General features: G+C 67.6%; 20 protein-coding genes and 1 tRNA gene. 5 read left to right on the top strand and 16 right to left on the bottom strand.

What is annotated here, in order from left to right; translation table 11 throughout:
• The first annotated feature begins 60 nt into the window (after positions 1-60).
• Positions 61-1,188, top strand: coding sequence for a sensor histidine kinase (locus CIB93_RS06670; RefSeq protein ID WP_257002060.1), 1,128 nt, complete (start codon positions 61-63; stop codon positions 1,186-1,188).
• Positions 1,189-1,301: 113 nt separating this feature from the next.
• Here the strand turns inward: CIB93_RS06670 and tuf are convergent, their stop codons facing one another.
• From tuf to rpsL, 4 genes are all read right to left on the bottom strand, one after another.
• Positions 1,302-2,495, bottom strand: a complete 1,194-nt coding sequence (tuf, locus tag CIB93_RS06665) for an elongation factor Tu (RefSeq protein ID WP_096625036.1) — start codon at positions 2,493-2,495, stop codon at positions 1,302-1,304.
• A gap of 160 nt (positions 2,496-2,655) precedes the next feature.
• Positions 2,656-4,785, bottom strand: a complete 2,130-nt coding sequence (gene fusA / locus CIB93_RS06660) for an elongation factor G (protein WP_096625034.1) — start codon at positions 4,783-4,785, stop codon at positions 2,656-2,658.
• Positions 4,786-4,823: 38 nt separating this feature from the next.
• Positions 4,824-5,294: a 30S ribosomal protein S7 gene (gene rpsG, locus CIB93_RS06655; protein ID WP_003966970.1), complete on the bottom strand. Its 471-nt coding sequence runs from the start codon at positions 5,292-5,294 to the stop codon at positions 4,824-4,826.
• 2 nt (positions 5,295-5,296) lie between these two features.
• Positions 5,297-5,668 (bottom strand): 30S ribosomal protein S12, encoded by a 372-nt coding sequence (gene rpsL, locus CIB93_RS06650; RefSeq protein WP_003948652.1) that lies wholly within the window; start codon positions 5,666-5,668, stop codon positions 5,297-5,299.
• 464 nt (positions 5,669-6,132) lie between these two features.
• Here rpsL and CIB93_RS06645 point away from each other — a divergent pair, with 464 nt between their 5' ends.
• On the top strand, positions 6,133-6,402 hold the full coding sequence (locus tag CIB93_RS06645) for a hypothetical protein (RefSeq protein WP_096625032.1): 270 nt from the start codon (positions 6,133-6,135) through the stop codon (positions 6,400-6,402).
• A gap of 98 nt (positions 6,403-6,500) precedes the next feature.
• Here CIB93_RS06645 and CIB93_RS06640 read toward each other — a convergent pair whose 3' ends face one another.
• The 10 genes from CIB93_RS06640 to CIB93_RS06590 form a co-directional block, all read right to left on the bottom strand.
• Positions 6,501-10,400, bottom strand: coding sequence for a DNA-directed RNA polymerase subunit beta' (locus CIB93_RS06640; RefSeq protein ID WP_096625030.1), 3,900 nt, complete (start codon positions 10,398-10,400; stop codon positions 6,501-6,503).
• A gap of 98 nt (positions 10,401-10,498) precedes the next feature.
• The gene (gene rpoB / locus CIB93_RS06635) at positions 10,499-13,984 is read right to left on the bottom strand and encodes a DNA-directed RNA polymerase subunit beta (protein WP_096625028.1); all 3,486 of its coding nucleotides are present in this window, start codon (positions 13,982-13,984) and stop codon (positions 10,499-10,501) included.
• A 618-nt stretch (positions 13,985-14,602) separates the two neighbouring features.
• Entirely contained in the window at positions 14,603-14,986 is a 384-nt protein-coding gene (gene rplL / locus CIB93_RS06625; protein ID WP_096625026.1) for a 50S ribosomal protein L7/L12, read from the bottom strand.
• An 84-nt stretch (positions 14,987-15,070) separates the two neighbouring features.
• Entirely contained in the window at positions 15,071-15,628 is a 558-nt protein-coding gene (gene rplJ, locus CIB93_RS06620; RefSeq protein ID WP_096625024.1) for a 50S ribosomal protein L10, read from the bottom strand.
• A gap of 286 nt (positions 15,629-15,914) precedes the next feature.
• Positions 15,915-16,832, bottom strand: coding sequence for a hypothetical protein (locus CIB93_RS06615; RefSeq protein ID WP_096625022.1), 918 nt, complete (start codon positions 16,830-16,832; stop codon positions 15,915-15,917).
• A 173-nt stretch (positions 16,833-17,005) separates the two neighbouring features.
• Complete coding sequence (rplA, locus tag CIB93_RS06610) at positions 17,006-17,728, bottom strand: 50S ribosomal protein L1 (protein ID WP_096625020.1); 723 nt, start codon at positions 17,726-17,728, stop codon at positions 17,006-17,008.
• Positions 17,729-17,808: 80 nt separating this feature from the next.
• Positions 17,809-18,243 (bottom strand): 50S ribosomal protein L11, encoded by a 435-nt coding sequence (gene rplK, locus CIB93_RS06605; protein WP_003967000.1) that lies wholly within the window; start codon positions 18,241-18,243, stop codon positions 17,809-17,811.
• Positions 18,244-18,419: 176 nt separating this feature from the next.
• The gene (gene nusG / locus CIB93_RS06600) at positions 18,420-19,274 is read right to left on the bottom strand and encodes a transcription termination/antitermination protein NusG (protein ID WP_096625018.1); all 855 of its coding nucleotides are present in this window, start codon (positions 19,272-19,274) and stop codon (positions 18,420-18,422) included.
• Positions 19,275-19,347: 73 nt separating this feature from the next.
• Complete coding sequence (secE, locus tag CIB93_RS06595; protein ID WP_096625016.1) at positions 19,348-19,635, bottom strand: preprotein translocase subunit SecE; 288 nt, start codon at positions 19,633-19,635, stop codon at positions 19,348-19,350.
• A 106-nt stretch (positions 19,636-19,741) separates the two neighbouring features.
• A tRNA-Trp gene (locus CIB93_RS06590) sits at positions 19,742-19,814 on the bottom strand.
• Positions 19,815-20,026: 212 nt separating this feature from the next.
• Here CIB93_RS06590 and CIB93_RS06585 point away from each other — a divergent pair.
• Both CIB93_RS06585 and CIB93_RS06580 read left to right on the top strand, forming a co-directional pair.
• A complete protein-coding gene (locus CIB93_RS06585; protein ID WP_096625014.1) occupies positions 20,027-21,253 on the top strand; it encodes a pyridoxal phosphate-dependent aminotransferase in 1,227 nt (408 codons plus the stop codon).
• Between the two features lie 132 nt (positions 21,254-21,385).
• Positions 21,386-22,399, top strand: coding sequence for an adenosine deaminase (locus CIB93_RS06580; protein ID WP_096625012.1), 1,014 nt, complete (start codon positions 21,386-21,388; stop codon positions 22,397-22,399).
• On the opposite strand, the gene CIB93_RS06575 is transcribed toward CIB93_RS06580, so the two are convergent.
• Positions 22,392-22,982 carry a TetR/AcrR family transcriptional regulator gene (locus tag CIB93_RS06575; RefSeq protein ID WP_096625010.1) on the bottom strand — a complete coding sequence of 197 codons (591 nt, stop codon included), beginning with the start codon at positions 22,980-22,982 and terminating at the stop codon, positions 22,392-22,394. The two genes, CIB93_RS06580 and CIB93_RS06575, sit on opposite strands and share 8 nt — an antisense overlap.
• Before the next feature lie 99 nt (positions 22,983-23,081).
• Between CIB93_RS06575 and CIB93_RS06570 the strand changes: the two genes are divergently transcribed.
• Positions 23,082-23,717 carry an NAD(P)-dependent oxidoreductase gene (locus CIB93_RS06570; RefSeq protein WP_096625008.1) on the top strand — a complete coding sequence of 212 codons (636 nt, stop codon included), beginning with the start codon at positions 23,082-23,084 and terminating at the stop codon, positions 23,715-23,717.
• Between the two features lie 22 nt (positions 23,718-23,739).
• On the opposite strand, the gene CIB93_RS06565 is transcribed toward CIB93_RS06570, so the two are convergent.
• Positions 23,740-24,795 (bottom strand): UDP-N-acetylmuramate dehydrogenase, encoded by a 1,056-nt coding sequence (locus CIB93_RS06565; protein WP_096625006.1) that lies wholly within the window; start codon positions 24,793-24,795, stop codon positions 23,740-23,742.
• Positions 24,796-24,815 lie beyond the last annotated feature (20 nt).

Below are 24,815 nucleotides of genomic sequence, written 5' to 3'. Positions count from 1 at the left end.
GGGGGGGGACACATGCGGCGGAAACCACGCCGGGGAACGGGCGCGCCACAGGGCGCGGGCGTGGCCGTCGGGGCCCTGGTCGTGCTGGTGCTCGGGTCGCTCGCCCTGGTCGCCCTGGACGTGGCGGCCTCCCCGCTCAACAAGCGGACGGTGGTCGCCGGTCTCACCGTGCTGGTGCTGATGCCCGCGGTCATGCTGGGCCAGTACGCACCGCCGCCGTACCGGCTGCCCTACCGCTGGCGGTGGGGGCTGCTGCTGGTGCAGACGGTCCTCACCTATCTGCCGCTGCTGCTCTTCCACTACCGGTGGCTGGGTCTGCTGGGCTTCCTCGCCGGGGCCGTACTGCTCACCCTCCCGCCGAACGCCTCGGTACCGATCGCTCTGGCGGTGGGGGCGAGCGGGCCGGTACTGGCCGCCACCGGTCTGATCGTCACGAACCGGAGCCCGGTCAACGTCCTGCTCGGTACGGCGGTCACGGCGAGCACGGTCTTCGCCGTCGCCCATCTGGCCCTGCTCTCGGCCCGGCTGCACAGCAGCAGGGAGCACGCGGCGCACCTCGCGGAGCAGCGGGAACGGGCCCGGATGCGCCAGGACCTGCACGACCTGGTCGGCTCCTCGCTCGCCGCGATCGTCGTCCAGGGGGAGACGGCGCTGCGCGAGAAGGGCCCCGGCCGTGAGGGGACCGGTCACGAGGGGGCCGGGGGTGAGGGGACCCGTGCCGCGCTCGTCGACATGCTGGGGCTGGCCCGGCGCCTCCAGGACGATGTACGGGCGATCAGCGGCCCCGGCCCCGGAGACTTCTCGCTCGCCGACGAGCTGGCTCGCGCCCAGCGGGTCCTGACCGCGTCCGGGACAGCCGTACGCACCGCACTGCCGCCCCGGGTCGAGACCGGCCCGGCCACCGCCGAGTGCCTGCGGGCGATCCTGCGCGAAGCCGTGGGCAACGTCCTCCAGCACAGCCGGGCGTCCCGGTGCGAGATAGAGCTGCGGACGGACGGGGCCGACGTGCGCCTGACCGTACGGAACGACGGCGTGGCCGTGACAGCGGACCTCCGCACCGACCCGGCGCCCGGGCGCGGCAAGGGCCTGACCGGGATGCGGAGCCGGACCCTCGCCCTCGGAGGAACGTTCCACGCCGCCCCCGAGGGCACCTCGTTCACCGTCACCGCCGTGCTGCCCGCCCGTTGAGACCACCGTTCAGGAGCCGCCCGCACATGGCGAAGGGCCCCCGCCTCTCTTCCGAGAGACGGGGGCCCTTCGTGCGACTCAGCGAGCCACCAGGTCCAAGGACCAAGCAGAAACTACTTGATGATCTTGGTGACCTGGCCGGCGCCCACGGTCCGGCCACCCTCACGGATGGCGAACTTCAGGCCCTCTTCCATGGCGACCGGCTGGATCAGCGCGACGTCCATGAGGGTGTTGTCACCCGGCATGACCATCTCGGTGCCCTCGGGAAGGGTCACAACGCCCGTCACGTCCGTGGTACGGAAGTAGAACTGCGGGCGGTAGTTGTTGAAGAAGGGGGTGTGACGGCCACCCTCGTCCTTCGACAGGATGTAGGCCTGGGCCTGGAACTCGGTGTGCGGCGTGACCGAACCGGGCTTGATGATGACCTGGCCGCGCTCGACGTCCTCGCGCTTGATGCCACGGAGGAGCAGACCGACGTTCTCACCGGCCTGGCCCTCGTCGAGCAGCTTGCGGAACATCTCGATGCCGGTGACCGTGGTGGTGGTCTTCTCGGTCTTGATACCGACGATGTCGACGGTCTCGTTGACCTTCAGGACACCACGCTCGATACGGCCGGTGACGACCGTACCGCGACCGGTGATCGTGAAGACGTCCTCGATCGGCATGAGGAACGGCTTCTCGACGTCACGCTCGGGCTGCGGGATGGCCTCGTCGACAGCCTTCATCAGGTTGAGGACGGACTCACCCCACTCCTTGTCGCCCTCAAGCGCCTTGAGCGCCGAGACCTTGACGACCGGAACGTCGTCGCCCGGGAACTCGTACTCGGAGAGGAGCTCACGGACCTCAAGCTCGACGAGCTCCAGGATCTCCTCGTCGTCCACCATGTCGGCCTTGTTCAGCGCGACGACGATGTACGGAACGCCGACCTGGCGGGCCAGGAGCACGTGCTCCTTGGTCTGCGGCATCGGGCCGTCGGTGGCGGCGACCACGAGGATGGCGCCGTCCATCTGCGCGGCACCCGTGATCATGTTCTTGATGTAGTCCGCGTGACCCGGGCAGTCGACGTGCGCGTAGTGACGCGACTCCGTCTGGTACTCGACGTGCGCGATGGAGATGGTGATACCGCGCTGGCGCTCCTCGGGAGCCTTGTCGATCTGGTCGAAGGCCGAGGCCTCGTTCAGGTCGGGGTACGCGTCGTGCAGCACCTTGGTAATGGCGGCCGTGAGGGTCGTCTTACCGTGGTCGATGTGACCGATGGTGCCGATGTTGACGTGCGGCTTAGTCCGCTCGAACTTCGCCTTCGCCACTGGGTCCTCCTGTGGAGTGGTTCTGTACGCCTTGCTTCATCGGCGCCAGGTGATCTTTGCTGGGATGCCGGTGCCGGGGGCATTCGCCGCATTGCTCTCGCTCTGCGAAGAATGCCCTACCGGGCTCCGGTGACAAGCCTAAAGCGTGAGCTCGGGAGAGTTACTCGCCCTTGGCCTTCGCGATGATCTCCTCGGCGACGTTCCGCGGAACCTCGGCGTAGGAGTCGAACTGCATCGAGTAGCTTGCGCGACCCGAGGTCTTGCTGCGGAGGTCTCCGACGTAGCCGAACATCTCCGAGAGGGGCACGAGGCCCTTCACGACGCGAGCGCCGCTGCGCTCCTCCATGGCCTGGATCTGGCCACGGCGGGAGTTGAGGTCGCCGATGACATCGCCCATGTAGTCCTCGGGCGTGGTGACCTCGACGGCCATCATCGGCTCCAGGAGCACGGGAGAGGCCTTGCGGGCACCCTCCTTGAACGCCTGCGAACCGGCGATCTTGAAGGCGAGCTCCGAGGAGTCGACCTCGTGGTAACCACCGTCGATCAGGGTGACGCGAACGCCGACCATCTCGTAACCGGCCAGGATGCCGAACTGCATGGCTTCCTGAGCACCCGCGTCCACCGAGGGAATGTACTCACGGGGGATGCGGCCACCGGTGACCTTGTTGACGAACTCGTAGGAGGCGTCGCCACCCTCGATGGGCTCAAGGGCGATCTGCACCTTCGCGAACTGGCCGGTACCACCAGTCTGCTTCTTGTGCGTGTAGTCGATGCGCTCGACGGCCTTGCGGATCGTCTCGCGGTACGCGACCTGGGGCTTGCCGACGTTCGCCTCGACGCGGAACTCGCGCTTCATGCGGTCGACGAGCACCTCAAGGTGAAGCTCGCCCATACCACCGATGATGGTCTGGCCGGTCTCCTCGTCGGAGTGCACCTGGAAGGAGGGGTCCTCCTCCGAGAGGCGCTGGATGGCGACACCCAGCTTCTCCTGGTCGCCCTTGGACTTCGGCTCGATGGCGACCTGGATGACCGGCGCCGGGAAGTCCATGGACTCCAGGATGACCGGGTTCTTGTCGTCGCACAGCGTCTCACCGGTGGTGGTCTGCTTGAGACCCATGACGGCGATGATGTCGCCGGCGCCCACCGATGCGATCTCCTCACGCTTGTTCGCGTGCATGCGGTAGATCTTGCCGATGCGCTCCTTCTTGCCCTTGACGGAGTTCAGCACCGCGGTGCCGGCCTCCAGGCGACCGGAGTAGATCCGGACGAAGGTGAGCTTACCGAGGTGCGGGTCGCTCGCGATCTTGAACGCGAGGCCGGAGAACGGCTCGTCGTCCGAGGGCTTGCGCTTGACGACGACCTCGGGGTCCTTGACGTCGTGGCCCTCGATGGCCTCGACGTCCAGGGGGGAAGGCAGGTAGCGGACGACCGCGTCGAGCAGGGGCTGGACGCCCTTGTTCTTGAACGCCGTGCCACAGAACACCGGGGTGACGGTGACGGAGTCCGCGCCGCCCTTCGATGCCAGGGTGATCCGGCGGATCGCGTCGTGCAGCTGCTCCTCGGTGGGCTCGTTGCCCTCCAGGTACAGCTCCATCATCTGGTCGTCGTTCTCGGCCACGGCCTCAAGGAGCTTGCCGCGCCATTCCTCGGCGGCCTCCTTGTGCGTGTCCGGGATCTCGACGGTGTCGTACATCTCGCCCTTGGCGGCCTCGTCCGACCACACGAAGGCCTTCATCGACACGAGGTCGACGACGCCCTTGAAGTCGGCCTCAGCGCCGATGGGGAGCTGCATGACCAGCGGAACCGCACCGAGGCGGTCGATGATCATGTCGACACAGCGGTGGAACTCGGCACCGGTGCGGTCGAGCTTGTTGACGAAGCAGATACGCGGAACGCCGTAACGGTCCGCCTGGCGCCACACGGTCTCGGACTGCGGCTCGACGCCCGCGACGCCGTCGAACACGGTGACAGCGCCGTCGAGGACGCGGAGCGAACGCTCCACCTCGACGGTGAAGTCGACGTGACCCGGGGTGTCGATGATGTTGATCGTGTGGTCAACATCGTTGAGCGGCCAGTGACAGGTCGTCGCGGCGGACGTGATCGTGATGCCGCGCTCCTGCTCCTGCTCCATCCAGTCCATCGTGGCAGCGCCGTCGTGGACTTCACCGATCTTGTAGCTCACACCGGTGTAGAAGAGGATCCGCTCAGTGGTGGTCGTCTTGCCCGCGTCGATGTGGGCCATGATCCCAATGTTGCGGACCTTGGCCAGGTCAAGCGAAGTGGTGGCCATAAGGCTCAATCTTCTCTCGGTCTCGATGGGGGTAGCGACTACCAGCGGTAGTGCGCGAAGGCCTTGTTGGACTCGGCCATCTTGTGGGTGTCCTCGCGCTTCTTGACCGAAGCGCCGAGGCCGTTGGAGGCGTCGAGCAGTTCGTTCATGAGGCGCTCGGTCATGGTCTTCTCGCGGCGGGCGCGGGAGTAGCCGACGAGCCAGCGCAGAGCGAGGGTGGAGGCGCGACCGGGCTTGACCTCGATCGGCACCTGGTAGGTGGCGCCACCGACACGGCGGGACTTGACCTCAAGCGAGGGCTTGACGTTCTCAAGCGCGCGCTTCAGCGTGATGACCGGGTCGTTACCGGTCTTCTCGCGGAGGCCTTCCATGGCGCCGTACACGATCCGCTCGGCGGTGGAACGCTTGCCGTCGAGGAGGATCTTGTTGATCAGCGAGGTGACAAGAGGAGAGCTGTAGACCGGGTCGATGATGACCGGGCGCTTCGGGGCGGGGCCCTTACGAGGCATTCTTACTTCTCCTTCTTGGCGCCGTAGCGGCTGCGGGCCTGCTTGCGGTTCTTGACACCCTGGGTGTCAAGGGAGCCGCGGATGATCTTGTAACGAACACCCGGCAGGTCCTTCACACGGCCACCACGCACGAGCACGATGGAGTGCTCCTGCAGGTTGTGTCCCTCACCCGGGATGTAGGCCGTGACCTCGATACCGGAGGTCAGACGCACACGCGCGACCTTACGGAGGGCCGAGTTCGGCTTCTTCGGGGTGGTCGTGAACACACGCGTGCAGACGCCGCGGCGCTGGGGCGAACCCTCAAGCGCGGGCGTCTTGTTCTTCTCGACCTTGTCCTGCCGGCCCTTCCGGACCAGCTGCTGGATCGTAGGCACTACTTCTCCGGTTTCTGTGTGCCGTTCGTGAAACTAACCTGGAACATCGCCGACCCACGCGGTCGGGTGTGTCGAATACTGCAGACCCCCGCCCCATGAGGCGGAAGAGGCGCAGATTGCGGTGGCTACTGACGGACTCGCCGTGCGGTTGAGGACACGCACCCGAGCCCAGGCACACCCCAGGCACAAGGCTTGAGCGTACCTACCTCACGCACTTGGGTCAAAACAAATGCTGTCCACGCCGACACGCCCGGGCCGCCGACCACCTGTGACGGCCTTCCCCGGCTGTCGGGCGGCGGCTTGCACCATTGCCGGATCCCGGCAATCACAGGGTACGGAAACAGCGTCATTACGGCCTGCCGCAGCATCTCACCATGCCGGACAATGCGGTCAGCCAACCAGACCGACTGGCCCCGGACCGGCCCGACCGGACCCCGGACCAGCCCGGCCCAAGGAGGTCCCACATGACAGCCGACCACCGTGAGCCCGTATTCCAGGCACCGAGCGCGCTCGACACCGACGTCAGTCTGGCCGTCATCGAATACGGTGACGCCGCTTCCGCCTACGCCCCGGCCATGACCACCCCCGGACTGCCGCGGTCCGTCGTCGACGACTACGCGATCGTCATCGACGTCCTGGCCCTGGCCCGCAAGGTGCCGCTGCCCGACGTGCCCCCTCTGCTGGCCGTGGGCACCCGTGCCCTGCTCCGGGTCCACCACGCGCTGCTCGGCTGAGCCAGGCCGTCCCGGAGCCCGGGAAGCCGTACGCCGGAGGGCGGTCACCCCGTTACGTACGGGGTGACCGCCCTCCGGTCGTTCAAACAGGCACTCGCTTACTGGTTGTACGGACCGTAGTCGTAGTCCTCCAGCGGAACGGCCTGGCCGGAGCCGGTGCCGAACGGCGAGTAGTCGATGTCGTCGTAGCCGACGGCCGAGTACATCGCGGCCTTGGCCTCCTCGGTCGGCTCGACCCGGATGTTGCGGTAGCGGGACAGGCCCGTACCGGCCGGGATGAGCTTACCGATGATGACGTTCTCCTTGAGGCCGATGAGGCTGTCGGACTTGGCGTTGATCGCCGCGTCCGTCAGCACTCGGGTCGTCTCCTGGAAGGAGGCGGCCGACAGCCAGGACTCCGTCGCGAGCGAGGCCTTGGTGATACCCATCAGCTGCGGACGGCCGGAGGCGGGGTGACCGCCCTCGGTGACCACACGACGGTTCTCGGTCTCGAACTTCGACCGCTCGACCAGCTCGCCCGGAAGCAGCTCCGCGTCGCCGGACTCGATGATCGTCACGCGGCGGAGCATCTGCCGGATGATGATCTCGATGTGCTTGTCGTGGATCGACACGCCCTGCGAGTTGTAGACCTTCTGGACTTCGCCGACCAGGTGGACCTGGACCGCACGCTGGCCGAGGATGCGCAGCACGTCGTGCGGGTTGGTGGCACCCACGGTGAGCTTCTGGCCCACCTCGACCGCGTCGCCCTCGCCCACGAGCAGACGGGCGCGCTTCGAGATCGGGAACGCCGTCTCGTCGCTGCCGTCGTCCGGGGTGACGACGAGCTTCTTGGTCTTCTCGGTCTCCTCGATCCGCACGCGGCCCTTGGCCTCGGAGATCGGGGCGACACCCTTCGGCGTACGGGCTTCGAAGAGCTCGACGACTCGGGGCAGACCCTGGGTGATGTCGTCACCGGCCACACCACCGGTGTGGAAGGTACGCATCGTCAGCTGGGTACCGGGCTCACCGATGGACTGGGCGGCGATGATGCCGACCGCCTCGCCGATGTCGACCAGCTTGCCGGTGGCGAGCGAGCGTCCGTAGCAGAAGGCACAGGTGCCGACCGCGGACTCACAGGTCAGGACCGAACGGGTCTTGACCTCCTCGACGCCGGCGCCCACCAGGGCGTCGATCAGGACGTCACCGAGGTCGACGTTGGCAGGCGCGATGACCTTGCCGTCCACCACGACGTCCTCGGCGAGCATGCGGGCGTAGACCGAGGTCTCGACGTCGTCCGTCTTGCGGAGCACGCCGTCGGCGCCCTTGACCGCGATCTTCAGCTTCAGGCCGCGGTCGGTGCCGCAGTCCTCCTCGCGGATGATCACGTCCTGCGAGACGTCCACCAGACGACGGGTCAGGTAACCCGAGTCGGCGGTACGCAGGGCGGTGTCCGCCAGACCCTTACGGGCACCGTGCGTGGAGATGAAGTACTCCAGAACGGTGAGGCCCTCACGGAAGGACGCCTTGATCGGACGCGGGATGGTCTCGTTCTTCGCGTTCGACACCAGACCACGCATACCCGCGATCTGACGCATCTGCATCATGTTTCCTCGGGCACCCGAGTCAACCATCATGAAGATGGGGTTCGTCTTCGGGAAGTTCGCGTTCATCGCCTCGGCAACCTCGTTGGTCGCCTTGGTCCAGATCGCGATGAGCTCCTGCGTGCGCTCGTCCTTGGTGATCAGACCGCGCTCGTACTGCTTCTGGACCTTCTCGTCCTGCTCCTCGTAGCCCTTGACGATGGCCTTCTTGGCCTCGGGCACGACGACGTCGGAGATGGCCACGGTGACGCCCGAGCGGGTCGCCCAGTGGAAGCCCGCCGCCTTCAGGTTGTCGAGCGTCGCCGCCACGATGACCTTGGGGTAGCGCTCGGCCAGGTCGTTGACGATCTCGGAGAGCTGCTTCTTGCCCACCGAGTAGTCGACGAACGGGTAGTCCTCGGGCAGCAGCTCGTTGAAGAGCGCGCGGCCCAGGCTGGTCCGCAGCCGGAAGGTGTCACCCGGCTGGTACTCGGGCTCGCCCTCCTCGGCGACCGGCGGCACCCAGCCACGCGGCGGCATGGTGCCGACCGGGAAGCGGATGTCGACCTTCGCCTGGAGCGAGAGCTCGCGGGCGTCGAAGGCCATGATCGCCTCGGCCGTGGAGCCGAAGGACCGGCCCTGGCCCTTGACCTCGCGCTCGGTCTCGTCCGTGGTGAGGAAGAAGAGGCCCAGCACCATGTCCTGGGTCGGCATGGTGACGGGACGACCGTCGGCCGGCTTCAGGATGTTGTTCGAGGACAGCATCAGGATGCGGGCCTCGGCCTGCGCCTCCGCGGAGAGCGGCAGGTGCACGGCCATCTGGTCACCGTCGAAGTCCGCGTTGAACGCGGTGCAGACGAGCGGGTGGATCTGGATGGCCTTGCCCTCGACCAGCTGCGGCTCGAAGGCCTGGATGCCGAGGCGGTGCAGGGTGGGCGCACGGTTCAGCAGCACCGGGTGCTCGGCGATGACCTCTTCGAGGACGTCGTACACGACGGTGCGGCCACGCTCGACCATGCGCTTGGCCGACTTGATGTTCTGCGCGTGGTTCAGGTCCACCAGGCGCTTCATCACGAACGGCTTGAAGAGCTCCAGCGCCATCGCCTTCGGCAGACCGCACTGGTGCAGCTTGAGCTGCGGACCGACGACGATCACGGAACGCGCGGAGTAGTCCACACGCTTGCCGAGGAGGTTCTGACGGAAACGACCCTGCTTGCCCTTGAGCATGTCGCTCAGGGACTTCAGCGGGCGGTTGCCGGGACCGGTGACCGGGCGGCCGCGGCGGCCGTTGTCGAACAGCGCGTCGACGGCCTCCTGGAGCATGCGCTTCTCGTTGTTCACGATGATCTCGGGGGCACCGAGGTCGAGAAGGCGCTTCAGGCGGTTGTTGCGGTTGATCACACGGCGGTACAGGTCGTTCAGGTCGGAGGTCGCGAAGCGGCCACCGTCCAGCTGCACCATCGGACGCAGGTCCGGCGGGATGACCGGGACGCAGTCCAGCACCATGCCCTTGGGCTTGTTGCTGGTCTGGAGGAACGCCGAGACGACCTTGAGGCGCTTGAGCGCACGGGTCTTCTTCTGGCCCTTGCCGGTGCGGATGATCTCGCGGAGGCGCTCGGCCTCCTCGTCGAGGTCGAAGGACTCCAGGCGCTTCTGGAGCGCCGCGGCGCCCATGCAGCCGTCGAAGTACGTGCCGAAGCGGTCACGCAGCTCGCGGTAGAGCAGCTCGTCGCCCTCCAGGTCCTGGACCTTGAGGTTCTTGAAGCGGCTCCACACCTCGTCGAGGCGGTCGATCTCGCGCTGCGCACGGTCGCGCAGCTGCTTCATCTCACGCTCGGCGCCTTCGCGCACCTTGCGGCGCACGTCCGCCTTGGCGCCCTCGGCCTCCAGCTCGGCCAGGTCGGTCTCAAGCTTCTTGGCGCGGGCCTCCAGGTCGGAGTCACGGCGGTTCTCGGTCTGCTGGCGCTCGACGGAGACGTGTGCCTCCAGGGACGGCAGGTCGCGGGTACGACGCTCCTCGTCCACGAACGTGATCATGTAAGCGGCGAAGTAGATGACCTTTTCCAGGTCCTTCGGCGCCAGGTCCAGCAGGTATCCGAGGCGCGAGGGGACGCCCTTGAAGTACCAGATGTGGGTGACGGGAGCGGCAAGCTCGATGTGGCCCATCCGCTCACGACGCACCTTGGCGCGAGTGACCTCGACGCCGCAGCGCTCACAGATGATGCCCTTGAAGCGGACACGCTTGTACTTGCCGCAGTAGCACTCCCAGTCCCGGGTCGGACCGAAGATCTTCTCGCAGAAGAGTCCGTCCTTTTCGGGCTTGAGCGTGCGGTAGTTGATGGTCTCCGGCTTCTTCACTTCGCCGTGCGACCAGGTCCGGATGTCGTCCGCGGTGGCAAGGCCGATCCGCAGCTCGTCGAAGAAGTTGACGTCGAGCACTTGTCGTCAATCCCTCTTTCGGGGTCTCGTCTCAATCAATGGTCTGAACGGGTCCGGGGAGGGCCGGCCGCCTCGGGGAGAGGCGGCCGGCCGGCCCGTCAGACCTCTTCGACGCTGCTCGGCTCGCGCCGGGACAGGTCGATACCGAGCTCCTCCGCCGCGCGGAAGACGTCCTCGTCCGTGTCGCGCATCTCGATGGACATGCCGTCCGAGGACAGCACTTCCACGTTGAGGCAGAGCGACTGCATTTCCTTGATGAGCACCTTGAAGGACTCGGGAATGCCGGGCTCGGGGATGTTCTCGCCCTTGACGATGGCCTCGTAGACCTTCACGCGGCCGGTCACGTCGTCGGACTTGATCGTCAGGAGCTCCTGGAGGGCGTATGCGGCACCGTATGCCTCAAGGGCCCACACCTCCATCTCACCGAAGCGCTGTCCACCGAACTGAGCCTTACCACCCAGCGGCTGCTGCGTGATCATGGAGTACGGACCGGTCGAACGGGCGTGGAGCTTGTCGTCGACCAGGTGGTGCAGCTTGAGGATGTACATGTACCCGACCGAGACCGGGTCCGGGAACGGCTCGCCGGAGCGGCCGTCGAACAGCTTGGCCTTGCCGGAGGGCTGGACCAGGCGGTCGCCGTCGCGGTTGGGGATCGTGGCCTCGAAGAGACCGGAGATCTCGTCCTCGCGCGCACCGTCGAAGACGGGCGTGGCGACGTTGGTGCCGGGGGCGACCTGGTCGGCGCCGATGGCCTGCAGGCGCTTGGCCCACTCGTCACCGAGGCCGGAGACGTCCCAGCCGCGGCTGGCGAGCCAGCCGAGGTGGATCTCCAGGACCTGTCCCGGGTTCATTCGGGACGGGACACCCAGCGGGTTGAGGATGATGTCGACCGGGGTGCCGTCCTCCAGGAACGGCATGTCCTCGATCGGCAGGATCTTCGAGATGACGCCCTTGTTGCCGTGACGGCCGGCGAGCTTGTCACCGTCGGTGATCTTGCGCTTCTGCGCGACGTAGACCCGGACCAGCTGGTTCACGCCCGGCGGCAGCTCGTCGCCCTCTTCGCGGTCGAAGACGCGAACGCCGATGACCTTGCCGATCTCACCGTGCGGCACCTTCAGCGAGGTGTCGCGCACCTCGCGCGCCTTCTCACCGAAGATCGCGCGGAGCAGGCGCTCCTCGGGGGTCAGCTCGGTCTCACCCTTGGGCGTGACCTTGCCGACGAGGATGTCACCGGCGACGACCTCGGCACCGATCCGGATGATGCCGCGCTCGTCGAGGTCGGCGAGGACCTCTTCGGAGACGTTCGGGATGTCCCGGGTGATCTCCTCCGGGCCGAGCTTGGTGTCACGGGCGTCGACCTCGTGCTCCTCGATGTGGATCGAGGAGAGGACGTCGTCCTGCACGAGGCGCTGCGACAGGATGATCGCGTCCTCGTAGTTGTGACCCTCCCACGGCATGAACGCCACGAGCAGGTTCTTGCCGAGGGCCATCTCACCGTTCTCGGTGGCCGGTCCGTCGGCGAGCACCTGGTCGGCGATGATCCGGTCGCCCTCGGCGACGACGACCTTCTGGTTGACCGAGGTGCCCTGGTTGGAGCGCATGAACTTGGCGATGCGGTACGTGGTGTACGTGCCGTCGTCGTTCGTGACGGTGATGTAGTCCGCGGAGACCTCCTGGACCACACCGTCCTTCTCGGCCTTGAGCACGTCACCGGCGTCGGTGGCGCAGCGGTACTCCATGCCGGTGCCGACGAGCGGGGCCTCCGACTTAATCAGCGGCACCGCCTGACGCATCATGTTCGCGCCCATGAGGGCACGGTTGGCGTCGTCGTGCTCCAGGAAGGGGATCATCGCGGTGGCGACGGACACCATCTGGCGCGGCGAGACGTCCATGTAGTCGACGTCCGTGCCGGGCACGTAGTCGACCTCTCCGCCGCGGCGGCGGACCAGGACGCGGGGCTCGGTGAAGCGCAGCTCGTCGGAGAGGGTCGCGTTCGCCTGGGCGATGACGAAGCGGTCCTCCTCGTCGGCCGTGATGTAGTCGACGTCGTCGGTGACCTGACCGTCGACGACCTTGCGGTACGGCGTCTCGATGAAGCCGAACGCGTTGACGCGGCCGTACGAGGCGAGCGAACCGATCAGACCGATGTTCGGGCCTTCGGGGGTCTCGATCGGGCACATGCGTCCGTAGTGGGACGGGTGCACGTCTCGGACCTCGAAGCCGGCCCGCTCACGGGAGAGACCACCCGGGCCAAGAGCCGACAGACGGCGCTTGTGGGTGAGACCCGACAGCGGGTTGTTCTGGTCCATGAACTGCGACAGCTGGCTGGTGCCGAAGAACTCCTTGATGGAGGCGACGACCGGCCGGATGTTGATCAGGGTCTGGGGCGTGATCGCCTCGACGTCCTGGGTGGTCATGCGCTCGCGCACGACGCGCTCCATCCGCGCCAGGCCCGTACGGACCTGGTTCTGGATGAGCTCGCCGACGTTGCGCAGACGACGGTTGCCGAAGTGGTCGATGTCGTCGGTCTCGACGACGATCTCCCGGCCGGACTCACCGGTCGTCTCGGTCTCACCGGCGTGCAGCTTGACCAGGTACTTGATGGTCGCGATGACGTCGTCGGTGGTGAGCACCCCGGCGTCCAGCGGCTCATCGGCGCCGAGCTTCTTGTTCACCTTGTAGCGGCCGACCTTCGCGAGGTCGTAGCGCTTCGGGTTGAAGTAGAGGTTCTCAAGCAGCGTCTGAGCGGCCTCGCGCGTCGGCGGCTCGCCCGGACGCAGCTTGCGGTAGATGTCGAGCAGCGCGTCGTCCTGGCCCTGGGTGTGGTCCTTCTCCAGGGTGGCGCGCATCGACTCGTACTCGCCGAACTCCTCCAGGATCTGCTCGGTGCTCCAGCCGAGCGCCTTGAGGAGGACGGTGACCGACTGCTTGCGCTTACGGTCGATGCGGACACCGACCATGTCGCGCTTGTCGATCTCCATCTCCAGCCAGGCACCCCGGGAGGGGATGATCTTGGCGGAGAAGATGTCCTTGTCGGACGTCTTGTCGATGGAGGAGTCGAAGTAGACACCCGGCGAGCGGACCAGCTGCGACACGACGACACGCTCGGTGCCGTTGATGACGAAGGTGCCCTTGTTGGTCATGAGCGGGAAGTCGCCCATGAAGACCGTCTGGGACTTGATCTCGCCGGTCTCGTTGTTGGTGAACTCGGCCGTGACGAAGAGCGGCGCGGCGAACGTGAAGTCGCGCTCCTTGCACTCGTCGATCGAGTTCTTCGGGGGCTCGAAGCGGTGGTCGCGGAACGTAAGCGACATCGACCCGGAGAAGTCCTCGATCGGTGAGATCTCCTCGAAGATCTCCTCCAGGCCGGACTTGGTGGGGACGTCTTGTCCACTGTCCAGAGCAGCCTCGACGCGAGCCTTCCAGGCGGCGTTGCCGAGGAGCCAGTCAAAGCTCTCGGTCTGCAGCGCGAGGAGGTTCGGAACCTCGAGGGGCTCCTTGATCTTTGCAAAAGAGATGCGCAGCGGGGCGGTGCTGGCACCGTTGTTCGTATTCGCGGTCGAGGCGTTGCGCGAGGCGGCCAAGAGGGGGTCCTTCCGAGGGCTCGGACTCACTACGCGCGTACCGGTCCCACTCTGGACACATAGACAGACCGTTCCGAATCGGTCGCAAACGACCAGGTCGGAGGGGGTCGGTCATCGGTGCTTCAGCGTGGGCATGCCTCTGGTGACGGGCAGGAGGCAGCTAACAGGCAGCGCAAAGGGTCAGTGTAGCCAAGCGGCACACTGATGTCCAGTCGGGGTTCTCAGAGACCCACGTTGCTCTCAACAGCTGTTCTCAACACCTATGGCTAGCCCTCGCGCGGGGTGCGCACTTCCTTACTGCCCTCTTCACTCTCGATCCATGCCTCGGATACGGATCGAAGTGATGACGCGTCCTGAGAATTGCGCGCCGCGTCCGGTTCGTCAAGGCCCACCGGTCCGTACGGACCTCCAGGGGCCTTCACCCGGCCACCGCCGGAAAGCCCTCGGAACGCCCCTGAGGGGCCCGCGAGAGGCGTACGGCGAAGATCACCCTACTCGCCGTCGGCGGAAGAGCAAGGCGGCCGCCACGGGTACGCCGAAGGGCGACCACCCGGATGGGTGATCGCCCTTGGCTTCGGCCGCGTGACGCGACCGGGGAGTCCGTGGACTCCCGGGGTGTTACTTGACCTCGACGGAGGCGCCGGCGGCCTTGAGGGACTCGGCAGCCTTCTCGGCGGCCTCCTTGGCGACCTTCTCGAGGACCGGCTTCGGGGTGCCGTCGACGAGGTCCTTGGCCTCCTTCAGACCCAGCGAGGTCAGCTCACGCACGACCTTGATGACCTGGATCTTCTTCTCGCCGGCGCCGGTGAGGATGACGTCGAACTCGTCCTGCTCGGCAGCGGCCTCGGCGGCCGGGGCACCCGGGCCCGCGATGACGGCGGCGGCCGGGGCGGCGGCGGTGACGTCGAACTTCTCCTCGAAGGCCTTCACGAACTCGGAGAGCTCGATGAGGGTCATCTCTTCGAACTGCGCGAGCAGGTCGTCCTGGGACAGCTTCGCCATGATAGGCGTCCTTCCACTATTCGGCAGGTGCCGGATGTATATGTCGGCGGGCGTACGTGGAGCCCGCTGGACCGCTGAGCGTGATTACTCGGCGGCCTCGGCGGGAGCCGGCGTACCGGCACCGCCCTGCTCTTCCTTCTTGGCACGAAGCGCTTCCGCGGTGCGGACGAACTTCGACGGGAGAGCCTGGAAGAGCGCGGCAGCCTGAGACTGCTTGCCCTTCATGGCACCTGCCAGCTTGGAGAGCAGAACCTCGCGGGACTCAAGGTCCGCGAGCTTCTTGATCTCATCGGCGGACAGCGCCTTACCGTCAAGGACACCGCCCTTGATGATGAGGTTCGGGTTGTCCTTGGCGAAGTCACGAAGACCCTTCGCCGACTCCACCGGGTCACCGGTGACGAAGGCAACCGCCGTCGGACCCGAGAACAGGTCGTCCAGCGTGTCGATCCCGGCCTCGTTGGCCGCAATCTTGGTCAGCGTGTTCTTCACCACGGCGTACTGGGCGTTCTCACCGAGCGAACGGCGCAGCTCCTTGAGCTGTGCCACGGTGAGACCCCGGTACTCGGTCAGCACAGCGGCGTTCGAGCTGCGGAACTGGTCCGTCAGCTCGGCTACCGCGGCAGCCTTGTCGGGCCTTGCCATGAGCGTCGGCCTCCTTCCGGGTGATGAGGACCGCTCAGAAGGGGCCGGGACAGACGAAACGCCCCAGCACAAGTGCCAGGGCGCGGCTCGACCGAACAGAGTCCGGGAGCGTTCCACAGTCACCTGCGCGGGTCGTCCGATCCAATCGGAACCTTCGGTCGCCGTCCCCCTTGCGAGAGCACAGCGACGACCAGCGGTCTTTGGCTTCCTGATGAGAGTACGCGACCGGATGCGGGACGGGCAAATCCGTCCCCGCTCGTCCCTTACGGGAGGTCTTCGGGAAGGTTCAGGAGGCACCGACGCCGGCGCCGCCCGGCTGCTTCAGCATCTCTGTGAAGTCCACCGTGTCCGAGGCCGACGGCTTCTCCTGGGGTACGTCCGTGCCGTAGTCGCTGTAGAAGAGCGTCGAATTGAACGCGCCGGTCTTCATCTCGCCACGCTCGGTCTTCTTCACCAGCAGGTCGTCCTTGTCGACCCAGATGTCGACGGTCTGGGTGGTGACCCCGGCCAGCGCCAGCTGCTCCTTGAAGTCGGCCAGCTGCTCGGCGTCCAGGTTGCTGTTCTTCGCGGTCAGCTCGGCGACGTCGACCGTGCCGGAGTAGTGCGTCGTGGAGACGCCGCGGACGTCCTCCTGGCCGACCTTCTTCACGTCACCGGAGGCCAGGAGCGCCTTCACGCCCTGCTCGGGCGTGCTGTTCTGGATCTGGTCCTGCATGACGTCGCCGGCGGCCCCGCCCAGGGCGGCCAGGTCCTTGTAGGAGTACCGGACCCAGTGCTTGCCCCCGGCCTTGGCCGCGAAGGCGTCGCCCATGTTGGCGTAGTACTCGTCCTTGAAATAGCGCGCCCGGACCGGTCCGTCGCCGCCGGCCTGCTTCAGGGCGTCGCCCATGGTGCCGCCGGTGTAGGTGATGGTCATCTCGCCGGAGAGGCCGTCGGCCCAGCCGATGGTCCCGGACTGCTTCATCGACATGGTGTCGCCCATGTCCATGGTGCCGTCGACCTTGGCCGACTGGGCGCCGCCCGTCTTCTTCTGCACCTGCTTCAGCGCGGCGACCGGGCTCGCCTTGGCGACGGCGCCCGCCTTGTCCTTGGCGGAGCCGCTGGAGCCCCCCGAGCCGTCGGAGCCACTGCAGGCCGCTATCGACGTCAGCGCCGCGGCTGCGGCCAGCGCCGTACCCATGCGTCGTGCCGTGCTCGTCCTCATGGAATCGGTCCACCCCTCGTATCGTCTGTTCGTCCCCCGCACAACAGTCGCACAGGGCACTGACAGGCATAGGTCCTTACGGATACGAGGACGGGCCCCGAACCTCGAAAGGTTGCGGGGCCCGTACACATGGTGCACGCGTGTGACGCGGCTTACCCGGTGAGCGCGGTGGCTCAGACGGCGGCCGGGTCCTCCTCGACGAGGAGGTTGCGGGTGCGGTTGGCGTCCAGCGGGATGCCGGGGCCCATCGTGGTGGCCAGCGTGGCCTTCTTGATGTAGCGGCCCTTGGCGGCGGACGGCTTCAGACGGAGGATCTCCTCCAGCGCCGCTGCGTAGTTCTCCACCAGCTTGGTCTCGTCGAAGGAGACCTTGCCGATGATGAAGTGCAGGTTCGAGTGCTTGTCGACGCGGAACTCGATCTTGCCGCCCTTGATGTCGTTGACAGCCTTCACGACGTCGGGGGTGACGGTGCCGGTCTTCGGGTTCGGCATCAGACCACGCGGACCGAGCACGCGGCCCAGGCGGCCGACCTTGCCCATGAGGTCCGGGGTGGCGACGACGGCGTCGAAGTCCAGACGGCCCTTCGCCACCTCGTCGATGAGCTCGTCGGCGCCGACGATGTCGGCTCCGGCGGCTTCCGCGGCCGCAGCACGGTCACCGGTCGCGAAGACCAGGACCCGGGCGGTCTTGCCGGTGCCGTGCGGGAGGTTCACGGTGCCGCGGACCATCTGGTCGGCCTTGCGCGGGTCTACACCCAGGCAGAAGGCGACCTCGACGGTGCCGTCGAACTTCGTGGAGGCGGTGTCCTTGGCGATACGGACGGCCTCAAGCGGGGCGTAGTTGCGCTCCCGGTCGATCTTGGCGTCCGCAGCGCGGAGGTTCTTGCTGCGCTTCACTTCTACTCCTGTGGTTTCAGAGTGTGGAGTCGTGGTGCGGACCAGCGCTTGGTCCTACCACTGAGGGCTACGGGGCTGAATCAGCCTTCGACCGTGATGCCCATGGAACGGGCGGTGCCGGCAATGATCTTCGACGCGGCGTCGAGGTCATTGGCGTTCAGGTCGGGGAGCTTCGTCGTGGCGATCTCGCGGACCTGGGCGGCCGTCAGCTTGGCGACCTTGGTCTTGTGCGGCTCGCCGGAGCCCTTGTCCACACCCGCGGCCTTGAGGATCAGCTTGGCGGCCGGCGGAGTCTTCGTGACGAAGGTGAAGGAACGGTCCTCGTAGACCGTGATCTCCACCGGCACGACCATGCCACGCTGCGACTCGGTCGCGGCGTTGTAGGCCTTGCAGAACTCCATGATGTTGACGCCGTGCTGACCGAGCGCGGGGCCGACCGGCGGGGCCGGGTTCGCCGCACCGGCGTTGATCTGGAGCTTGATAAGCCCCGTGACCTTCTTCTTCTTGGGAGGCATTGCTCTCTCCGGGTCCTAGTGAGAGTGTTTCGCCGCCAATTCCGGTCATCCGGATGGAGGCATACCGCACAACGATAACGGGTATAGCTGTGCGACCAAAAACCCAGCAGGTCAGAGGGGCTGCGAAGCCCCTCTGACCTGCTGGGTAGGCGTGTGTCCAGAAAGCGGCGGAGCCGCTAGTTCTTCTGGATCTGGTCGAAGCTGAGCTCGACCGGGGTCTCGCGGCCGAAGATCTCGACGAGGCCCTTGACCTTCTTCGAGTCGGCGTTGATCTCGTTGATCGTGGCCTGGAGCGTCGCGAACGGACCGTCGGTGACGGTGACCGAGTCGCCCACCTCGAAGTCCAGCACCTGGACCTCGACCTTGCGGGACGGAGCGGGCTTGCCCTCGGCCTCGGCGGCCTCGCGGGCGGCCTTCTCCTCGGCCTCCGGGGCGAGCATCTTGACGATCTCGTCCAGGGTCAGCGGGTACGGGTCGTAGGCGTTGCCCACGAAGCCGGTGACGCCGGGCGTGTTGCGCACGACGCCCCAGGACTCGTTCGTCAGGTCCATGCGCACCAGGACATAGCCGGGGAGCTTGTTCTGCCGGACGTTCTTGCGCTCGCCGTTCTTGATCTGGACGATCTCTTCCTCGGGCACTTCGGCCTGGTAGATGAAGTCCTCGACGTTGAGCGAGACGGCGCGCTGCTCCAGGTTGGCCTTCACGCGCTTCTCGTAACCGGCGTACGTGTGGATGACGTACCACTCGCCGGGGAGACCGCGGAGCTCGTCACGCAGGGCGGCGACGGGGTCGACGGGGGCGGCCGGCTCAGCGGCTTCCTCGTCGGCGCTCTCGTCCTCGACCTCGACCGCCTCGGCGGCCTCGACCTCGACCGCCTCGACAGCCTCTTCCTCGGCTGCTTCGGCAGCGGCCTCGGCGGTCTCGGCCTGGTCCGCGGAGTCAGCAGCCTCAACGACGTCGAGCTCGTCCTTGGCGGACTCGGAGGAGCCAGCCTCGGGCTCGACGGCGTCGTTCAGGTTCGGGTCAGACACGATGGCTGCTTCTTCCTGGATACAAAGGGGTGGAACGTGCGAAAGGGGCGCCGGTCGGACGCCCTTCGCGGGATCAGCCGAAGATGTATTTGACGACCCGCGCGAATCCCATGTCGAGAACGGTAACGATACCGATCATGACGACGACGAAGACGATCACCACGGTGGTGTACGTCGTCAGCTGGCTACGGGTCGGCCAGACAACCTTACGGAGTTCGGCGACGATCTGGCGGTAGAACAGCGCGAGACGGCCCAGAGGGCCCTTCTTGCCGCGCTTGCCGCCCTTCCGAGTCTTCTTCTTCGACTCGGGAGCTTCATCATCGGCATCAGGCATGTCGATGGAGCCCACGGCGTCCGTCACGCTACTCACCTGATTCCGGGTCGTGGCCGTGCCGCGCCCGGTGGAGCCGCACGGCTGTGCAATGAAGTACGTACATGCGCACACATCCTGGCGAAGGAGTGTGTAGCAGGGCCGGAGGGACTTGAACCCCCAACCGCTGGTTTTGGAGACCAGTGCTCTACCAATTGAGCTACGACCCTTTGTGGTTTCCACCAACCTACCGCATCTTTCCCGGTGACCGGGTGCAGGAACGGTGCGGCTGGTGAAGGCCAACGACAGGTGAGTGTACGTGCTCGGGGCCGCTGCGTCGAACAGACAACTACCGACCGGTCCTGTCCGGTTCCTGTCCGAGTGCGGTCCGGTCCCTGAAACGCGTGCGCCAAGGGCTTTTCCGGTCTGCGAGCATGGCCCCATGAGCGCTGCAACTTCCCCGTCCGAGCGCCGGGTCTCCGCCCGCATCGGTGCGATCTCCGAGTCCGCGACCCTCGCCGTCGACGCCAAGGCCAAGGCCCTCAAGGCCGCCGGGCGGCCGGTGATCGGCTTCGGGGCGGGCGAGCCCGACTTCCCGACCCCCGACTACATCGTCGACGCCGCGGTCGAGGCCTGCCGCACCCCGAAGTACCACCGCTACACCCCGGCCGGTGGGCTCCCCGAGCTCAAGGCCGCCATCGCGGCGAAGACGCTGCGCGACTCCGGCTACGAGGTCGAGGCCGGCCAGATCCTGGTGACCAACGGCGGCAAGCAGGCCATCTACGAGGCCTTCGCCGCGATCCTGGACCCGGGCGACGAGGTCATCGTCCCCGCCCCGTACTGGACCACCTACCCCGAGTCGATCCGGCTCGCGGGCGGTGTCCCGGTCGAGGTCGTCGCCGACGAGACCACCGGCTACCGGGTCTCCGTCGAGCAGCTGGAGGCCGCGCGCACGGAGCGGACGAAGGTCGTCCTGTTCGTCTCGCCGTCCAACCCGACCGGTGCCGTCTACAGCGAGGCCGACAGCGAGGCGATCGGCCGCTGGGCCGCCGAGCACGGCCTGTGGGTTCTCACCGACGAGATCTACGAGCACCTCGTCTACGGCGACGCGACCTTCACCTCGCTCCCGGCGCTCGTCCCGGAGCTGCGCGACAAGTGCATCGTCGTCAACGGTGTCGCCAAGACGTACGCGATGACCGGCTGGCGGGTGGGCTGGATCATCGGCCCGAAGGACGTGGTGAAGGCCGCGACCAACCTCCAGTCGCACGCCACCTCGAACGTCTCCAACGTCGCCCAGGTCGCCGCGCTCGCCGCCGTCTCGGGCCCGCTGGACGCCGTCGCCGAGATGCGTACCGCCTTCGACCGCCGCCGCAAGCTGATCGTGCGGATGCTCAACGAGATCGACGGCGTGCTCTGCCCGGAGCCCGAGGGCGCGTTCTACGCCTACCCGTCGGTGAAGGGGCTGCTCGGCAAGGAGATCCGCGGCAGGCGCCCGGCCGACTCGGTCGAGCTGGCCGCCCTGATCCTGGACGAGGCCGAGGTCGCCGTCGTGCCGGGCGAGGCCTTCGGCACCCCGGGCTATCTGCGCCTGTCGTACGCCCTGGGCGACGACGACCTCGTCGAGGGCGTCTCGCGGATCCAGAAGCTGCTGGGCGAGGCCAAGGCCTGACAAGCCCCACTGCCCACCGGGAGTGCCCCCGCCGCCGGAATCCACCCGGCGGCGGGGGCACTTTTTGTTCGACCGGCACCCCAAACGGGAAAGCGGCTACCGCTCCGGCCCGCCGTGCGGCAGGATCTTCCGATGGAGCGTGATGTACGTCTGTTGCCCAAGGCCCACCTGCACCTGCACTTCACCGGGTCGATGCGGCCCACCACCCTGCTCGAACTGGCCGACAAGTACGGGGTCCACCTCCCGGACGCCCTGACCGGCGGCGAGCCGCCCAAGCTGCGGGCCACCGACGAGCGCGGCTGGTTCCGTTTCCAGCGGCTCTACGACATCGCCCGGTCCTGCCTGCGGTCCCCCGAGGACATCCACCGCCTGGTCCGCGAGAGCGCCCAGGAGGACGTCGCGGACGGCTCGGGCTGGCTGGAGATCCAGGTCGACCCCACCTCGTACGCCCCGCTGCTCGGTGGGCTGATCCCGGCCATCGAGATCATCCTCGACGCCGTGGACAGCGCCTCCCGGGACACCGGCCTGGGCATGCGCGTGGTGATCGCCGCCAACCGGATGAAGCACCCGCTGGACGCCCGGACCCTGGCGCGGCTGGCCGTGCGGTACGCCGACCGGGGCGTCGTGGGCTTCGGGCTCTCCAACGACGAGCGGCGGGGGATGGCCCGCGACTTCGACCGGGCCTTCGCCATCGCGCGGGACGGCGGCCTGCTGGCGGCTCCGCACGGCGGCGAGCTGGCCGGGCCGTCCAGTGTGCGCGACTGCCTCGACGACCTGGACGCCTCGCGCATCGGCCACGGCGTCCGGGCCGCCGAGGACCCCCGGCTGCTGCGCAAGCTCGCCGAGCGGGGGGTGACCTGCGAGGTCTGCCCGTCGTCCAATGTGGCGCTCGGCGTCTACGAGAAGCCCGCCGACGTCCCTCTGCGCACCCTGTTCGACGCGGGCGTGCCGCTGGCGCTGGGGGCGGACGACCCGCTGCTGTTCGGTTCGCGGCTGGCCGCCCAGTACGAGCTGGTGCGCCGTCACCACAACTTCACCGACGAGGAGCTGGCCGAGCTGGCACGCCAGTCGGTACGGGGGTCGGCGGCGCCCGTCGACGTACGGGAGAAGCTGCTGTCGGGGATCGACGACTGGCTGGCTAGCTGATCCCGGCCAGCAGGGTGCGGGCGATCGCGGTGGCGAACTCGTCCAGGGGCTGCGGGGGCGTGCCGCCGGGGAGCGTGGAGTAGGCGAAGGCCCGCTGGGCGCAGGCGCCGAGGAGCAGGGAGGCGGCGGCGTAGGTGTCGGCGTCCGCCCGGATCCGGCCCGCGTCCTGTTCGGCGCGCAGGTAGGCGTCGAGCTGCTGGATCGGGCGGTGGGGGCCGGTCCCCAGGTCGCGCATGCCCTGCTCGTGGCGGTGCTTGAGCTGGGGTTCGGCGTACAGGGAGGCGGCCATCGGGAAGGTCTGCTCGTAGAACAGGGCGGCCTGCCGGGCGATGTCGGTGAGGTGGTCCTCGATGCCGCCCTCTCCGGCGGCCAGGCCGCTCAGCAGGTTTCCGAGCTTGGGCAGCCGTTCCGCGAGGACGGTGACGAACAGCTCCTCCTTGCTGCTGAAGTACTTGTAGAGCGCCGCCTCGGAGCAGTCGGCCGCCCGGGCGATCTCCTTGGTGGTGGTCCGGGCGAGGCCGATGGAGAGCATCAGGTCGTGGGCCGCGTCGACGATCCGCGCGCGGGCGGGCTTCTGGTCCATGGGCGCTCCAAGCGGGCGTGGGCCCGGGCAGTGTTGACGATCACACGGGGTTCGCCCACCCTAGAGGTTAGTGAACACTCACCCACCGAGGGGCGCACCATGAGACTCACCGTGTTCGGAGCGACCGGCGGTGTCGGCCAGGAGATCGTGGGGCAGGCACTGGCGGCGGGCCACGAGGTGACGGTCGTGGTCCGCGATCCCGCGGGGCTCCCGGAGTCCCTGGCGGGCGCCGCGCTGCACGCGGCCGTCCCACTGGACGATGCGGCGGCGGTGCGGGGGGCGGTGGCCGGGCGGGACGCGGTGCTGTCCGGGCTGGGGTCGCGCGGCCGGAAGGCGAACGGGATCGCCGAGCGGCTGACCGGGCGGATCCTGACGGCGATGGAGGCCGAGGACGTACGGCGGCTGGTGGTGGTGAGCGCGGCGCCGGTCGGACCCGAGGCGGTGGGAGATCCGCTGATGGACCGGCTGACGCGCAGGGTGATCGGGGCGATTCTGTCGGATCTGTACGCGGATCTCGCCCGGATGGAGGCGGTGCTGGCCCACAGTGCGGCGGACTGGACGTCGGTACGGCCCCCGAAGCTGACGAACGGTCCGCGCACCGGGGTCTACCGGCGGGTGGTGGGCGGTACGCCGCGCAGCGGCCGGTCGATCTCCCGGGCCGATGTGGCGCACGCGATGCTCGCGATGCTCGACGACCCGGGGACCGTGGAACAGGGCGTGGGCATCGCCTACTGAGCGGCTGCCGCGCCCGTACGGCTCACAGGCTGACGCCGACCGTCACCGGCTCGTTGACGAGGGTCACGCCGAAGGCGTCGTGGACCCCGGCGACGACTTCGCGGGCCAGGGCCAGCAGGTCTTCGGTGGTGGCCGTGCCCCGGTTGGTGAGGGCGAGGGTGTGCTTGGTGGAGATCCGGGCGGGGCCGCCGCCGTAGCCCTTGGTGAATCCGGCCCGGTCGATCAGCCAGGCCGCCGACGTCTTGGTGCGGCCGTCCCCGGCGGGGAACGCCGGAGGCGTCACGTCCGGGCCGAGGCGGTCGCGGACCCGGGTGAGGAAGTCCTCGTACGCGGCCGGTTCGAGGATCGGGTTGGTGAAGAAGGACCCTGCCGACCAGGTGTCGTGGTCCTCCGGGTCGAGCACCATGCCCTTGCCGGCGCGGAGCTTCAGCACGGTTTCCCGGGCCGCCGACGCGGGAACGCGCTCGCCCTGTTCGACGCCCATCGCCCTGGCCGTTTCGGGGTACCTCAGGGGCGCGGAAAGCCCGGCGGCCTCTTCCAGCTCGAATCGGACACGGAGCACCACGAAGCGGTCGGGTTCCGCCTTGAAGCGACTGTGGCGGTACGAGAAGGCGCACTCCGCGTTCGGAATCGTCACGGTCTCCCGGGTGCGCCGGTCGTAGGCGACGACTTCCGTGATCGTGGAGGACACCTCCTGCCCGTACGCCCCGACGTTCTGGATCGGCGTCGCGCCGGCGGAGCCGGGGATACCCGCCAGGCACTCGATGCCCGCGAGGCCCGCCTCGACGGTCCGGGCGACGGCGTCGGTCCACACCTCACCGGCGGCCAGCTCCAACGACGCTCCGGAGAGCGTGAATCCCTTGGTGGCGATGCGCACCGCGGTCCCGTCGAAGCCCTTGTCCCCGATGACCAGGTTCGAGCCGCCGCCGATCACCAGCAGCGGGGTACCGCTGTCGTCGGCCTCGCGCACGGCGGCGACCACCTCGGCGTCGGTCGTGGCCGTCAGCAGCCGGGCGGCGGGGCCGCCAAGCCGGAAGGTGGTCAGGGGGGCGAGGGGGGCGTCGTGGAGTTCCTGCACGGGGACAAGAGTACGGTCCG

The sequence above is a fragment of the Streptomyces sp. WZ.A104 genome (assembly GCF_002382885.1).
In the GTDB taxonomy this organism is placed as follows: Bacteria; Actinomycetota; Actinomycetes; order Streptomycetales; family Streptomycetaceae; genus Streptomyces.
This window is presented reverse-complemented; position numbering and strand designations above follow the sequence as displayed.

What these genes read in the sequence shown, in the direction of transcription:
- fusA (WP_096625034.1), bottom strand. Translation starts at nt 4,785, where the DNA reads ATGGCCACCACTTCGCTTGACCTGGCCAAGGTCCGCAACATTGGGATC.
- rpsG (WP_003966970.1), bottom strand. Translation starts at nt 5,294, where the DNA reads ATGCCTCGTAAGGGCCCCGCCCCGAAGCGCCCGGTCATCATCGACCCG.
- CIB93_RS06645 (WP_096625032.1), top strand. Translation starts at nt 6,133, where the DNA reads ATGACAGCCGACCACCGTGAGCCCGTATTCCAGGCACCGAGCGCGCTC.
- rplL (WP_096625026.1), bottom strand. Translation starts at nt 14,986, where the DNA reads ATGGCGAAGCTGTCCCAGGACGACCTGCTCGCGCAGTTCGAAGAGATG.
- rplJ (WP_096625024.1), bottom strand. Translation starts at nt 15,628, where the DNA reads ATGGCAAGGCCCGACAAGGCTGCCGCGGTAGCCGAGCTGACGGACCAG.
- CIB93_RS06615 (WP_096625022.1), bottom strand. Translation starts at nt 16,832, where the DNA reads ATGAGGACGAGCACGGCACGACGCATGGGTACGGCGCTGGCCGCAGCC.
- rplK (WP_003967000.1), bottom strand. Translation starts at nt 18,243, where the DNA reads ATGCCTCCCAAGAAGAAGAAGGTCACGGGGCTTATCAAGCTCCAGATC.
- CIB93_RS06585 (WP_096625014.1), top strand. Translation starts at nt 20,027, where the DNA reads ATGAGCGCTGCAACTTCCCCGTCCGAGCGCCGGGTCTCCGCCCGCATC.
- CIB93_RS06580 (WP_096625012.1), top strand. Translation starts at nt 21,386, where the DNA reads ATGGAGCGTGATGTACGTCTGTTGCCCAAGGCCCACCTGCACCTGCAC.
- CIB93_RS06575 (WP_096625010.1), bottom strand. Translation starts at nt 22,982, where the DNA reads ATGGACCAGAAGCCCGCCCGCGCGCGGATCGTCGACGCGGCCCACGAC.
- CIB93_RS06570 (WP_096625008.1), top strand. Translation starts at nt 23,082, where the DNA reads ATGAGACTCACCGTGTTCGGAGCGACCGGCGGTGTCGGCCAGGAGATC.